At 52.8% G+C, this 14016-nt stretch carries 13 protein-coding genes; 11 read left to right on the top strand and 2 right to left on the bottom strand.

The window, feature by feature from the left end:
- The first annotated feature begins 42 nt into the window (after window positions 1–42).
- Window positions 43–570, top strand: coding sequence for an FxLYD domain-containing protein (locus NOU37_02355; protein ID MCQ4574075.1), 528 nt, complete (start codon window positions 43–45; stop codon window positions 568–570).
- Between the two features lie 24 nt (window positions 571–594).
- Here NOU37_02355 and NOU37_02350 read toward each other — a convergent pair whose 3' ends face one another.
- On the bottom strand, window positions 595–1263 hold the full coding sequence (locus NOU37_02350; protein ID MCQ4574074.1) for a phosphopantothenoylcysteine decarboxylase: 669 nt from the start codon (window positions 1261–1263) through the stop codon (window positions 595–597).
- Between the two features lie 242 nt (window positions 1264–1505).
- Window positions 1506–2036: a DUF2148 domain-containing protein gene (locus NOU37_02345; protein MCQ4574073.1), complete on the bottom strand. Its 531-nt coding sequence runs from the start codon at window positions 2034–2036 to the stop codon at window positions 1506–1508.
- A 202-nt stretch (window positions 2037–2238) separates the two neighbouring features.
- On the opposite strand from NOU37_02345, the gene NOU37_02340 reads away from it, so the two are divergent.
- The 10 genes from NOU37_02340 to NOU37_02295 all read left to right on the top strand — a co-directional run bounded on the left by NOU37_02340 (window position 2239) and on the right by NOU37_02295 (window position 13891).
- Window positions 2239–3642, top strand: a complete 1404-nt coding sequence (locus tag NOU37_02340; protein ID MCQ4574072.1) for a nicotinate phosphoribosyltransferase — start codon at window positions 2239–2241, stop codon at window positions 3640–3642.
- 4 nt (window positions 3643–3646) lie between these two features.
- Window positions 3647–5266, top strand: a complete 1620-nt coding sequence (locus tag NOU37_02335; protein MCQ4574071.1) for an NAD+ synthase — start codon at window positions 3647–3649, stop codon at window positions 5264–5266.
- A 295-nt stretch (window positions 5267–5561) separates the two neighbouring features.
- Window positions 5562–6302 carry an MBL fold metallo-hydrolase gene (locus NOU37_02330; protein ID MCQ4574070.1) on the top strand — a complete coding sequence of 247 codons (741 nt, stop codon included), beginning with the start codon at window positions 5562–5564 and terminating at the stop codon, window positions 6300–6302.
- Window position 6303: 1 nt separating this feature from the next.
- Window positions 6304–7341: an AmmeMemoRadiSam system radical SAM enzyme gene (amrS, locus tag NOU37_02325; GenBank protein ID MCQ4574069.1), complete on the top strand. Its 1038-nt coding sequence runs from the start codon at window positions 6304–6306 to the stop codon at window positions 7339–7341.
- Between the two features lie 79 nt (window positions 7342–7420).
- Window positions 7421–8224: an SAM-dependent chlorinase/fluorinase gene (locus NOU37_02320; GenBank protein MCQ4574068.1), complete on the top strand. Its 804-nt coding sequence runs from the start codon at window positions 7421–7423 to the stop codon at window positions 8222–8224.
- A 275-nt stretch (window positions 8225–8499) separates the two neighbouring features.
- Window positions 8500–8841: a hypothetical protein gene (locus NOU37_02315; GenBank protein ID MCQ4574067.1), complete on the top strand. Its 342-nt coding sequence runs from the start codon at window positions 8500–8502 to the stop codon at window positions 8839–8841.
- Window positions 8842–8874: 33 nt separating this feature from the next.
- Entirely contained in the window at window positions 8875–10248 is a 1374-nt protein-coding gene (bioA, locus tag NOU37_02310) for an adenosylmethionine--8-amino-7-oxononanoate transaminase (protein ID MCQ4574066.1), read from the top strand.
- 194 nt (window positions 10249–10442) lie between these two features.
- Window positions 10443–11126, top strand: coding sequence for a response regulator (locus NOU37_02305; GenBank protein MCQ4574065.1), 684 nt, complete (start codon window positions 10443–10445; stop codon window positions 11124–11126).
- A 2-nt stretch (window positions 11127–11128) separates the two neighbouring features.
- Entirely contained in the window at window positions 11129–12202 is a 1074-nt protein-coding gene (locus NOU37_02300) for an ATP-binding protein (GenBank protein ID MCQ4574064.1), read from the top strand.
- Between the two features lie 264 nt (window positions 12203–12466).
- Window positions 12467–13891: an OprO/OprP family phosphate-selective porin gene (locus NOU37_02295; protein MCQ4574063.1), complete on the top strand. Its 1425-nt coding sequence runs from the start codon at window positions 12467–12469 to the stop codon at window positions 13889–13891.
- Window positions 13892–14016: the final 125 nt, after the last annotated feature.

Raw genomic sequence — 14016 nt, 5'->3', positions numbered from 1 at the left:
CATGGAGGTAAAAGCGGTACCGGTTGGAGATTTAACCTGCCCATGGCGGCGTTGTTTCTGTTTATGCTTCTGGGTTCGCGTGATGGTTTATTGATGGCTGATGACTCTCAGGCCAGGATTATGGAGAAGATAATTGCCCTGGAGGAGACCTTGCAGGAGCTTATGTCGCAGATAAAGGACGTTGACAGGCGGGTAACGGCCCTGGAGAAGGGTCTGCCGGCGCGGCGCGGGGGACCAAAGGCGGCGAAGCCCAGAAAGATACCGTCTACGAAGAAGTCGAAAAAGCTGATAGATATAGGGCAGGGGTTTTATGTAACTAATTTAGAGTACAAAGGCATAGTCGAAAACACCATCTTCACCGGGAAACTGGAAAACAGCGGCACAAAGAATTACCAGTTCGTGCTTATCAAGATGGTGGTCTATGGTGAAAAGGGAAGACCGTTGGGAGACAACGTGCTGAACATTACCGATGTGCCGACGGGTACGACCAAGCCGTTCAAGATTACCATCTACGGCGTTAATGCCAGAGACGTCGCCGATTTTGACATAAAGTTTGTCAAGGGCTTCTGACGTCCCCGGGAAGGCTTGGACGTCTCAGCGAAGCCTGTCCTCCGTAAGTCTCACCAGTTTGGCGGCTATTTCCTTCTTCGTATGAGCGGTCTCCACCGCCTCGCCCGTTTTGGAGACGATGTAGGCCACGTGCCGGTCTCCCTTAATCTCAGTAAGGTCGTTGGCAATGACAAGGTCCGCGCCCGAGCTTGATATCAGTTCCCTGGCCTTTTCGACCAATAACTCTTTCCGGCCCCGGCCCGCCTCAAGCTTAAAGCCCGCCAGTATAGCGCCCGGCCAGGTCTCCCTGATAAGGCCGATTACTTTCGGCGTCTTAACCAGTCTTATCTCCCATGCCTCTTCTTCCCGTGTTGAGACCTTTCCCGTTCTCGTGTTCTCAGGGGCAAAGTCGGAGACGGCCATGGCATGGAATATCGCATCGTATGCCTCTTGCCCCAAATCCTTCACGGCCCTTATCAGTTCGTCAACCGTCTCCACCTCTATAAGGCGCACTCCTTTTCCTTCGTCAGAGTCGGGCCGCATACTGCCGGAACCATAGAGAAAGGTTACCTCGGCGCCCCGCGAGACGAGTTCACGCGCAATCTCCACGCCCAGCCTGCCTGACGACCTGGAGCTAATGAAGCGCACGTCGTCCAGCGGCACCCTGGTGGGCCCGGAAGTCACCAATACCTTTTTGCCTGAAAGTGTGTTCATAGTCTTAGTCCAAAACTTTGTAGGATACTATGTTCTTGTTCATTACGTTTGGTTTCTTTCCCTCATAATTAGTGTGCCTCTTTTTGTTTCTGACGTGTTGCTTTTTATCCCCCTCCCTTGATGGGAGGGGGTAGGGGGAGGGTGATTATTCACCCCCACCCCACCCTCCCCCGTCAAGGGGGAGGGTGAGACAATAAACTCCCCCCGTCAAGGGGGAGGGGAATACGGACAGGCCATAAATACTACGCCTTCCTGTCGAAGAAGATGTTCTTGCCGGTGACTGACATGGGTATGCCCATGACCATGTCCCAGTCGCAGAAGCCGTACTTTCTGGCCGCCACGCCGGCGCGGTACATAATCCGGTTGTCTATGTTAAGTATACTGAGGGTCTTTACGACCGAGCCCACTGCTATGCCCAGGTCCTGATGTCTCCATGCGCACTGCGGGCCCTTAAACTCTTCGACTTCTTTTGCCTTGAGCTCGTCGCAGGTCGGGAAGCCGCAGGCGCCGCAGTTGAGCCCAAGCTGCGTGGCGTCCTTCAGGCCGATAAGGAGCATGGCCGCCGAATCGCGCACGTTGCCGCCGTCCCTTTCAAAGCCCTTGTTGCCCTTCTTAACACCGTAATCCACCATGGCGTCGGCAAGCCGCTTGAGCTCATCACCCTCCACGATAGCTATCTTTACAAAATCTTCACCCCTTGATTTGGGTGCCGTGCGCGCCGCTACGGCCGCGAGTTCCGCCGCCACCCTCAGACCACGAATCTCTTCCACCATTTATTTCCTCCAGAGATAGATTTGCCGTACAGCACCTGGTTCCCCTCCCTGATACTGCCAGAACTACTGCTACAGAGTACAAAACCTGCAATATTACTGCTTATTTAGGACGCGGCGGTCAAGAACTTTTTCATATTTACAAAATGCCCTTATTTGTCTATAGTTTGTTTGCACTAAATATTCCAGTCTGGACACTGCGCCTGTGAGAGAACCAAAATCCCTATTTATTACAGATGACAACATCGGTCTCGCTACGGACCTGTACCAGCTTACCATGGCGGCCGGGTATTTTCAAAATGATGTAAACACCCGGGCCACGTTTGAGCTGTTTGTGAGGAAGATGCCGGAAAACCGTTCGTTTCTGGTTGCGGCGGGGCTTGAACAGGCCCTTCATTATTTAAAGACGCTGAGGTTTTCTGAGGGTTCCATAGACTATCTGAGACGGCATCCGTCGTTTAAGGGGGTGGGGAAGAAATTTTTTGATTATCTGGGGGATTTCCGTTTCAGCGGAGACGTGTACGCCATGCCTGAAGGCACGGTGGCCTTTGCGGAGGAGCCGCTATTAAGGGTGACCGCGCCGATGATAGAGGCCCAGGTGGTGGAGACGTATCTACTGGCGACGATAAATTACCAGACCCTGGTGGCGTCCAAGGCGGCCCGCGTGGTGCTTGCGGCCAGGGGCGGGGAGGTGACCGACTTTGGCAGCCGCAGGGCGCACGGCCCGCAGGCAGGGGTGCTTGCGGCCAGGGCTTGTTTTATCGGCGGGTGTACCTCCACGTCCAACGTGCTTGCCGGGCGCGAACTGGGGATACCCGTCCTTGGCACCATGGCGCACTCATGGGTCATGGCCTTTGATACCGAGGAAGAGGCGTTCCGCCGCTTCTACAAGGTCTTTCCTGAGAATACAGCGCTGCTTATAGATACCTACGACACCGTCAGGGGTGCACACCTTGCAAAACGGGTAGTCACAAAGGACCGGCTCCTGTCCGTCAGGCTTGACAGCGGCGACCTGCTGGAATTGAGCAAGAAGGTCAGAAAGATACTGGATGACGACGGCCTTACTCACGTAAAAATCATGGCAAGTGGCGACCTTAACGAGTATCTTATAGACAAACTCCTCAAGGGGGGCGCGCCGATAGACATCTTCGGGGTCGGCACGGAGATGGTGACCTCCAGGGACCAGCCCGCCCTTGGCGGCATATACAAACTTGTGGAGCAGGAACGGGATGGTAAGATGACACCAAGGATGAAGTTCAGCGAGGACAAGGTCTTTTATCCCTCAAGGAAACAGGTCTGCCGGTTATCTGACAGGAACGGTGTTTACACGCACGACGTACTTTGTCTGGAAAATGAGACATGCGGGGGAGTTCCCCTCCTGGAGCGTGTCGTTGAGAAGGGGGAGATTACAGTAGACCTGCCCGGTATAAAAGAGATCCAGGACAGGGCCAGAGAGTCTATATCCCGTCTGCCTGAGGGGCTTAAGGACGTCAGGAGCTCTCAAGCTTATACCGTAAGAAAGAGTGAGCGGCTCGAGGAGCTCAGAAGACATACGGAAGAGGGCCTTAAAGAGGCCAATAAATCCCAGGCGATTACGATAAAGAAATGAAACAATGAAGATTGCACTGGCACAAATTAACCCTACCGTGGCGGCGTTCGATAAGAATGTTGAACTCATCACGACGGCCATAGAAAAGGCCAAACGTCTTGAGGCGGACCTGGTCGTATTCCCGGAGATGGCCGTTATGGGCTCACCGGCGAAAGACCTCCTTGAAAACCCGAAGCTGATACAAGAGAATCTTGAGGCCCTTGAGATGGTGGCCTCAAAGACCTCGGGCATAGCCGCCGTAGTCGGTTTTGTTGACAGAGATAAGAACAAGGGCTCAAAGACCATCTACAATGCCGCGGCGTTTATAGAATACGGCCGGATAACGTCCGTACACCACAAATCCGTGCTAACCTCCTATGACATTTATGATGAGGACAGGTACTTTGAGCAAGGCCCGGCCCTCTCTACGATACATTTTAACGGTAGGAACATCGGCATTACTATCGGGGATGAGTTACTTGGAGACCCGGCCCCGGTAAAGAGGTTGATAAGTCAGGGCGCGAGGCTGATTATAAACATAGCTGCCACTCCGTATTCGATGGACGATTATGCGGCCAGAGTGAAGGTCCTTTCCGGGTGTGCGGCATCCTGCAACGTCGACCTTGTGTACGTGAACAAGGTGGGCGGAAACGACACGCTGGTCTATGACGGTCGCAGTTGCGTGTTAGACCACTGGGGCAGGCTGGTGGCCAGGGCCAGGGATTTTGAAGAGGATCTGGTGGTGGTAGACCTTAAAGGGCCGCTGAAGGAGCTGCCGGCGGAACAGGTCGAACCCATAGAGGCCGTCTATAAGGCCCTGGTGCTGGGTCTGAGGGATTATGCGGGAAAGTGCGGGTTCAAGACGGTGATTGTCGGCCTTAGCGGCGGCATCGATTCGGGGGTAGTGGTGCCTCTGGCGGTTGCGGCCCTTGGCAGTGAGAACGTAACAGCCGTGACAATGCCTTCACCGTTTTCCTCAAAAGAGGGTGTCGAGGATTCAAAAAAACTTGCAGAGAACCTGGGCATAACCCTGAGTGAGATACCCATCAAGGGTTTGTATGACAAGTACCTGGAGGACTTGTTTGACGCGTTTATGGGCACTTCACCCGGCCTGGCGGAGGAGAATATCCAGGCCAGGATAAGGGGCAACATACTCATGGCTTTATCCAACAAATTCGGCCACCTATTGGTGGCTACCGGTAACAAGAGTGAGCTTGCCTGCGGCTATTGCACCCTTTATGGTGACCTCTCCGGCGGGTTTGCGGTAATAGCAGACGTACCCAAGACCATGGTCTACGAGCTTGCAGACTATATCAACCGTGACAGAGAAATTATCCCAAGGGGTATCATTACAAGGGCTCCATCTGCCGAGCTCAGGCCCAACCAGATCGACCAGGACAGCCTGCCGGAGTATGACACGCTGGACGGCATTTTGAAGGCGTACGTGGAAGAGTTGAAGACTGTGGATGAAATCGTGTCTATGGGTTATGATGAGCCAACGGTCAGGCATGTCATTGAAATGATTGATAAAAACGAGTATAAGAGGGAGCAGGCCCCCCCTGCCCTGAGGATAACGTCCAAGGCTTTCGGGCATGGCAGGAGAATGCCCATAGCCCAGGGTTATAGATACAATAAGGAAAAATAAGGTACGGAAAGAAGGCTTAATAACGGTACGGGATACGTCTTGACGCGCCGGGTTTGCGGACAACCATAAAAGGTTGCCCCTGCAATCTTAACGTTCCCCGTTCACGTGAAGACGAGGAATATGACTAACTGTGTGTTTTGTGGCAGGCTGGCTGCCGAAAGGTTATGCGTCACACTCGGCGACTGGCTTTGCGCTTACTGCTGTGGACAAAACAGGGTAGTGAAAGTGGCCTGCTGGCCGCACTGCCCTTTCTTTATAAGAAGACGCACGAAAACGGAGAAAGAGATTAACTGAGATGAAAAAACTATTCTGGCTGGTATTATTTACTGGTTTAATTTTTTGGTGTGGCGTAGTTCACGCGTCGGGCGAGGTTACTATAAAGTGGTTTGGACATTCATGCTTTCTGATAGAGTCGTCCCAGGGCACGAAGTTGCTTACAGACCCTATGGGTGAGGAGACGGGCTACGACCTGCCCGACGTCATGCCCGACGTAATAACCATCAGCCACGAGCACTTTGACCATAATTACGTGCGTCCTTATACAAACAATCCCGTTATACTGAGAGGCGAAGACTTTCATGGACGCGGCTGGCAGACGATAAAGGAGACCGTAAAAGACATAGAAATCTACAACGTTGGTACGTATCATGATGACGTCCAGGGCAGAAGAGACGGGAAGAACTCCGTCTTTGTGTTTAACGTCGACGGGCTGAAGATAGTTCATCTTGGCGACCTTGGCCACCTGCTCAGTAAGGAGCAGATAGAGGCCATAGGGAAGCCGGACGTACTGTTTATACCCACGGGCGGCGCGTACACAATAGAATACCTGGAGGCGGCGTCGGTTATAGACCAGCTGAAACCGAGCGTAGTAATACCCATGCATTTCAAGACGCCCGACTGCAAATTTACCCTGTTCGGGGTTAAGCGGTTTCTTAAAGACAAGGAAAACGTCCGGGTTCTCGGGGGGGATACCATGACGGTAAGCAAAGACACACTCCCCGACGAAACCGAGATCGTAGTCCCAACTTATAAGTAAGATGTTCAAACACGAAGCCCTGTTTTATGAGCCGGCCGGAGGGGACAACAGGCTGCAGTGTTTTCTCTGTCCGCATCGCTGTGTAATTGCGCCCGGAAGGCTGGGGCTTTGCGGGGCAAGGCAAAATGTCGACGGCAAGCTGTATTCACTCATATACGGACGTGTTTCCTCTGTATGTGCTGACCCAATCGAGAAAAAGCCCCTGTATCACTTCTACCCCGGCAGCGCCGCCTACTCCATAGGCTCGCTGGGCTGCAACATGCGATGCGGTGACTGTCAGAACTGGCAGATTGCCCACGCGGTGGCGGATAAGTCCGCCGAGAGAACAGAAACACTCTCACCCGAACAGCTCGTTAACAATGCCAAGAAGAGCGGTAGCCAGGGTATCGCATGGACTTATAACGAGCCCGTTATATGGATGGAATACGCCATTGACGGCGCAAAGCTGGCAAAGGCAGAGGGACTTTATACGGTCTTTGTTACAAACGGCTACGTGGAGGCCGGGGCGCTGGACGCTATAGGCCCTTATCTTGACGCGTTCCGCGTTGACTTTAAGGGAAGATTCGACGGCAGCCGCTTCTATAAAGAGGTGGCAAAGATAAAAGACCCGGGGCCCATTCTTGATGCCACAATACGCGCAAAGAATAAGTGGGACATGCACGTGGAGGTAATAACAAACGTAGTTCCCGGCTATAACGACAGCCCGGAGGAGCTAAAGGAGATTGCCGGGACCATCAAAGAAAACCTGGGAGCGGATACGCCCTGGCATGTCACCCGGTTCCATCCCTATTTGGATTTATCACACCTGCCGTCTACGCCCGTGGAGAAGCTGGAGGAGGCCTGGGACATAGGACGGAATGCGGGACTGAACTACGTATACATAGGGAACGTGGCAGACCACCCGGGCGAGAATACGTATTGCGCAAACTGCGCACAACTACTCATAGAACGGCTCGGGTACTACGTGAACATAGTGGGACTTGAGGACAAGAAGTGCCGTTTCTGTGACCATCCATTTCCGATGGTGGGAAGTATCTAAGAACGGGGGGTAGGGCACGGCTATGCCGTGCTCCTTGCAAGGGACCACCCCATCCCTGTAGGGGGAAGTTTCTGGGAAAATGTCTAAAGGTAAAGCGATAGCCCTGCTCACGGACTTCGGCCTCGACGACGGCTACGTCGGCACGATGAAGGCCGTCATCGCCGGTATCAACCCCGGGGCACTTGTAATAGACCTCTGCCACGGCGTCCGGCCGCAAGACGTCATGGGGGGTGCGTTCTTGCTAAGTTCTTCCTACAAATTCTTTCCGGACGGCACTATCTTCGTGGCCGTCGTGGACCCCGGCGTAGGGGGGGAGAGAAAGATTGTGTGCGTTCAGACGCACAGATACATCTTCCTCGCACCCGATAACGGTATCCTCGGACCAATTGTGGCCCGGGAAAAGGTGCTGTCACTGGTGGAGGTTTCTAACCCGGAGTTTTTTCTGCCTGAAATAAGTGACACGTTTCACGGCAGGGACGTCTTTGCACCCGTTGCCGCGCACCTGTCGCTGGGCGTTAAACCTGAGGAGTTGGGGGGCAGCCTGAAAGGATTGTTGAAGAAGGTGAACCTTCCTGCACCCGAGACCTCTCCAGACGGCACCCTGGTCGGAGAGGTGATCCACGTGGACCATTTCGGAAACCTGATTACCAACATTGACCATGGTCTGGTTAGAAGGTCTGAATCGCACGTCTCGTCTGTAACTGTTGGCGGCAAGAAAATCGGTAAATTAAGCACCACATATCAGGACGGCCGTCCGGGCGAGCCGCTCGCGCTCTTTGGCAGCTCCGGACATCTCGAGGTGGCCGTAAACTGCGGCAGCGCAAGCGAATCACTAAATTGCTCCAGGGGGGACAAAGTGAGTGTGGCGTTTGATGGGGACTAGGTGCTGCGTATACGGCTGATTATTTCACAGAAGCAGGGTGCGTCTCGACGCACCAGAGAGGCTGGTAAGGCAGGTCTTCTTGACCTGCCTCTGGCACGACCCCGTGCTACCCGATACGGATTGTCCCTACATCAAAAAGCAGTTTTCTGTGTAGCGTGGTAGCTTGCTGCCACGTTCAATAGGTTGAGTTAACTCTGTCTGTCGAGTTGGAGTCTCAACGTGCGAGCAAGCTCGCACGCTACATCTTTTTGAAAATGTCGTAGGATAGAAGAAAAATGAAATGGGAGTTTGATTTAATGGATGTAATCAGCTGCATCAGTTTAGCTATAGCAATTATTTGTGCGTACCTTGCTTACCGGTCAACAAATGCTTCAGAACGTTCCGCGCAAGCTGCAGAGAAATCTGCCACCAGTGCAAAGGATACTGCTGAAGCGGCAAAAGAGGCGGCGTTAACATCCAGAGGGCAATATATATTAAATCGTACTGAGGATGCCCATAAGGTATACAAGGCTAAAGGGTCAAAGGGCGTTGATGAATACCTCGAGACTCTACCCGACTTGAATGAAGAAGAGAAAGAAAATATCAAAAGAAATGCCATGAGGAGCAGGGTAAACTAGGTTACGTGTCGACGTAACCACTATTGAGCGTTTATGAAAAAGACTTGTCTAAAAGAAACCCATCAACTGGAAGAATGGAATAAGGCATATCTCTGGCACCCGTTTACCCAGATGAAGGACCTCCTGGCGGCGGAAGGGCCCATCATAATAAAAGAAGCGGAGGGTGTGACCCTGAGGGACGTTCACGGAAACGAGTACATAGACGGCGTATCCTCAATGTGGTGCAACATCCACGGCCACCGCAACAGGCACATAGATAAAGCCGTGAAGTCGCAACTGGATAAAATGGCGCACTCCACCCTGTTGGGCCTGTCCAACGTGCCCGCGGTGAGACTGGCAAAGAGGCTGGTAGAGATAACGCCCGGAGGGCTGAACAAGGTGTTTTATTCAGACAACGGATCTACCGCCGTAGAGGTGGCGCTGAAGATGTCGTTCCAATACCGGCAGCAGACGGGTTCACCACTGAAACAGAGGTTTATCGCCCTGGATTACAGTTACCACGGCGATACGCTGGGGGCCGTAAGTGCAGGCGGGATACAATCATTTCACGAGCTTTATAAACCGCTGCTCTTCGACGTCACATTTGCCCCCGCGCCCTACTGCTACAGGTGTCCCCTGCACAGGGATTCCAGTGAGACGTGCAGGCTGGCCTGCCTGGAGAAGCTAGAAGAGATAATGAAGGAAAACAGCCGTGAGACCACCGCATTAATCATGGAACCGCTCGTGCAGGGGGCGGGCGGGATGATAGTACATCCCCCCGGTTTTTTAAAAGGTGTCAGGGAGTTGTGCGACAGATATGACGTCTTGCTGATTGCTGACGAGGTAATGACCGGCTTCGGCAGGACGGGCAGGATGTTCGCCTGCGAGCACGAAGACGTGTCACCGGACATTATGTGCCTTTCCAAAGGCATTAACGGGGGTTACATGCCGCTCGCCGCCACCCTCGCGACGGACAGGATATTTGAGGCGTTCCTGGGGGACAGCGGCAGGACGTTCTACCACGGCCACACGTACACGGGACACCCGCTGGGGTGTGCCGCCGCCCTTGCCAGTCTTGAGTTGTTCGAGGATGAGGATGTACTCGAAAAACTTCAGCCGAAGATAAAACTTCTTACAGAGTGTTTGAACGGGTTCAATGAATTAGAGTCCGTCGGTGACGTCCGCCAGCTGGGCCTTATCGCCGGGATTGAGCTGGTGAAAGACAAGAGGACGAAGAAAATGTATCCGCCGGAGGAAGAAGTGGGGCAGAGGGTGATACTGGAGGCAAGGAAGAGAGGGGCGTTTTTAAGACCTCTGGACGACATAATTGTAATCATGCCGCCGTTATCCATAACCACGGATAAGTTGACGGAACTGACGGGTATAGTATATGAGTCTATTGAGGCGGCCACGGCACGTACGCGCTAAGGAGTGATTGACTCTTCCTGGTTTGATTTAATAACTGCAGGGACGTCCGCCTGCCTCCAAACATGGCAGATTTTCGACCAGAGGCGGACGACGCACACCCTGCCTCAACAGAGTCGATATAAATCAAGTTTCTAAAAAAGACCGGAAATATCATTGACAAGACCCCGTACAGGGTTAAAAATCTATTCAGCAAAATGCCAAAGAAATACATTCTCATAATAGAAGACGAGAAGGACCTGGTGGAGCTGATACAGTACAACCTTGAAAAAGAGGGTTTCAAGGTGGTGTACGCCTATGACGGAGAGGGGGGGCTCCAGATTGCCAGGAGCAGGCATCCATCGCTCGTGCTCCTCGACCTGATGTTGCCCAGGCTCGACGGCCTTGAGGTTTGCAGGAGACTCAAGCAAGACCCCAAGACGGCCGACATACCAATCATAATCCTGTCGGTCAAGGATTCTGAGGCCGATGTCGTAGCGGGTCTTGAGCTGGGCGTGGACGATTACGTCACAAAACCCTTCAGCCCCAGAATCCTCACGTCCAGGGTGAAGGCGGTGTTGAGGAGGCCGGAGAGAGATGCAAGGTCCAAAAAATTTATAAAGGTAGACGGTCTTGTCATCGATACGGCGCGGCATGAGGTTTCATTGAACGGGAAAAGCATACCGCTCACCGTAACAGAGTTCAAACTCCTCCACTACCTGGCCGAGAGGCCGGGGAGGGTGTTTACCAGGGACGACCTGATGAGTGGTGTCCTGGGTGAGCACTCTGTGGTGGTAGACAGGACCATTGACGTACACGTTGCCTCCCTCCGCAAGAAACTGGGCAAGTATGCCCCGTATATAGTGACGGTGCGTGGTGTAGGCTATAGGTTCAAGGATTAGATATGGCAGCAAAATTGCAGGAAAATTTTCCGGAACTGGTCCGTGAAAGGGACAGGCTTACCGCCACCCTCTCGAGCATGACGGAAGGGGTACTTGCGGTAGACAGGAAGGGGAAGGCGTTCCTCATTAACAGGGCCGCCTGTAAGATGTTCGGTCTTAACCGCAAAAAGACCATGGGCAGGTATATCCGTGAGGTCTTCGATAATGAAAAGTTAAATACACTTATAAAGGAGACGCTGATAAGCGGCAATGTCCATAAGTTTGAGAGCACAGACCTTATTCCAGGCAAGAGGATATTCCGCCTGCACGTAATACCCATAAGGGAGTCTAATACTGAACTGGGGGTTGCCATAATAGCCCACGACATTACCGAGCTGAAGAAACTCGAGAAGATGCGGGTGGACTTTGTGGCAAACGTTTCCCACGAGCTTAAGACGCCGCTGGCCTCCATAAAGGGGTTCGTGGAGACACTAAAGGACGGCGCGCTTGAAGAGCCGGAGAACGCCCGAAAATTCCTCTCTATTATTGAAAGGCACACCAACCGCTTAAACAACCTGGTTGGCGACCTCCTCAGCCTCTCAAAGATAGAATCGGGGCAGATTCCACTGGAACTGAAAAAGACAAAGCTCCGGCCGTTTATAAACAAGATCATCGGGACCTTTGACGACCATATCCTCGAAAAGAAACATACCGTTACGGTGGACATACCGGAAGGTCTGACTTCTATATATGCCGATGTGACCCTGCTGGACCAGGCCCTGGCAAATCTTCTGGATAACGCCATAAAGTATACACCGTCTCGCGGGGAAATAACCATCTCAGCGAACGAAAAGAACGGGCAGGTGGAACTATCCGTTTCTGATACCGGGATTGGTATACCGGAGGCAAAACTTGCCCGTATTTTTGAACGTTTTTATCGGGTAGACAAGGCACGCTCCAGGGAAGTGGGCGGTACGGGTCTCGGGCTTGCCATCGTAAAACACATCGCGCTGGCTCACGGGGGAACAGTCTTTGCCGGGAGCAAGCCGGGCCACGGCAGCACCTTTACCATTACCTTCCCAAAGTCAGGCAGTTGAATCCCGTACCTTTCCCCTGGACCTTCGCGAAAATCACACCAATATTCATGTAGCGTTCTGAATTCCTGAGATGAAGCCTTATTACAGGCATGTCGATTATTCAGGGTTTTTCGGGGGTGTTAATACATTAACCAAATCTTAATGCGGTCTTAATTCAGCTTTAACAACCTGCTGGTAGAATTTCTACAGGTAAAGCGGCGGGTTGGATATGACCTTTCGGAGAGTGGCTTGTCTTCGCCGTTCTGGAAATGGAGGTAAAAGAAAATGAGGCGATTATTTCTGATAGTATTATTTATTGTGCCTGCCCTGGCGGGTACGGCACTTGCGGCCCAGGACCCCGACATACAGCAGTTGATTGAACGCATGCAGGCCCTTGAGGAAACGGTCAAGGACCAGAGACAGGAAATTAAGGTGCAGAGGGGCGAGATAGAGGCGCTGAAGACCGGCCGGGGGCTTATTAGGAAGGGTTCAAGATATGAACCCGTCGCATACAGGTCCAATAATACCGCGGACCCTGAATACGGGGTTTCAGGGGAAGAACTACAAGACGCGGTAAAAAGCTATCTGGAGACCGAGCAGGGCCGGGAGCTCATAACCGATGCCTCCCCGGCGAAAATCAAGGCGGGGTACAAGATTGGCAAGGGCTTTTATCTCGAGACGCTTGACGAAAAGTTCAAGCTGCAGATAAAAAACAGGATTCAGATCCGCTACACCTATCAGGACAGCGACGACTTAAGAGACACCAACTCATTCCGTATCCCCCGTAGCAGGATCACGTTCGCAGGCCACGCCTTTACAAAGGACCTGACCTACAAGGTCCAGTGGGGCCTTCCAGCGTTTGAAGGTAGAGGAAGACTCAAGGACGTTTACGTAAATTACAGGATAGAAGACTTTCTCCGGTTGCGCGGGGGGCAATTTAAGGTGCCGTTTAACCGCCAGAAGCTGAATTCTTCAGCCAAGCTGCAATTTGTGGTCAGGGCCCTTGCGAATAATGAGTTTGAGCTGGGCAGGGATATAGGTGTCATGGCGCACGCCACGCCCATGAACGGTCTGTTTGAGTATGACCTGGCGATGTTGCAGGGCGCCGGTATAAATCAGGTGAGAAACAGCAACAACGAGTTTATGTATGCGGCCAGGGTGGCGGTAAATCCGCTGGGGAAGTTTGACGCATATTCGGAGCCTGATCTTGTATACGAAGAGGACCCAAAGCTTGCGTTAGGTGGCGCGTTTGTCTGGAATAACGGCAGGAGGATGTTCGTCAGAGGTGCAATCAGGGACTTTAACAGGAACATTACCCTGCGCCAGTACACGGCCGACCTCAGATTCAAGTGGCGTGGATTCTCGTTGTTAGGGGAATTTTACTGGAGGAACGTAGGCGCGCACGCCGGCGGGACGCTTTTCCAACAGGGCAGCAATGTGGGCTACGGCTATACGTCTCAGGCAGGGTATTTCGTGCCGCTTCCGTACGTCCGGAAACACCTGGAGGCCGCTGGGCGCTACAGTTTCATTGAGCCTGATACCAATACGAGTGGTGACCGTGAGCGTGAGGTGGGCGGCGGTGTGGGGTGGTACTTCAAGGGCAACAATAACAAATTGCAGGCGGACATAATGCGTATAACCAGGGAACGGGCGTCGAGTAGCGACCTGCATGACATGGAGGTCAGACTGCAGTACCAGGTGATATTCTGAGGAATTGACTTAGGGACATATCCGCGCCGGAACGGCGGGCCGGCGTCATCATCAGGCCACTGGTTGTTAACGGAACCTTAATATTACTTTAATAGAAACTTAACTTTACTCCCCCGGCGTTTCCA

It is taken from the genome of Candidatus Bathyanammoxibius amoris (assembly GCA_024451685.1).
Lineage (GTDB): Bacteria > Planctomycetota > Brocadiia > Brocadiales > Bathyanammoxibiaceae > Bathyanammoxibius > Bathyanammoxibius amoris.
The sequence above is the reverse complement of the archived record's forward strand: the minus strand, read 5'-3'. Positions and strand labels throughout refer to the sequence as shown.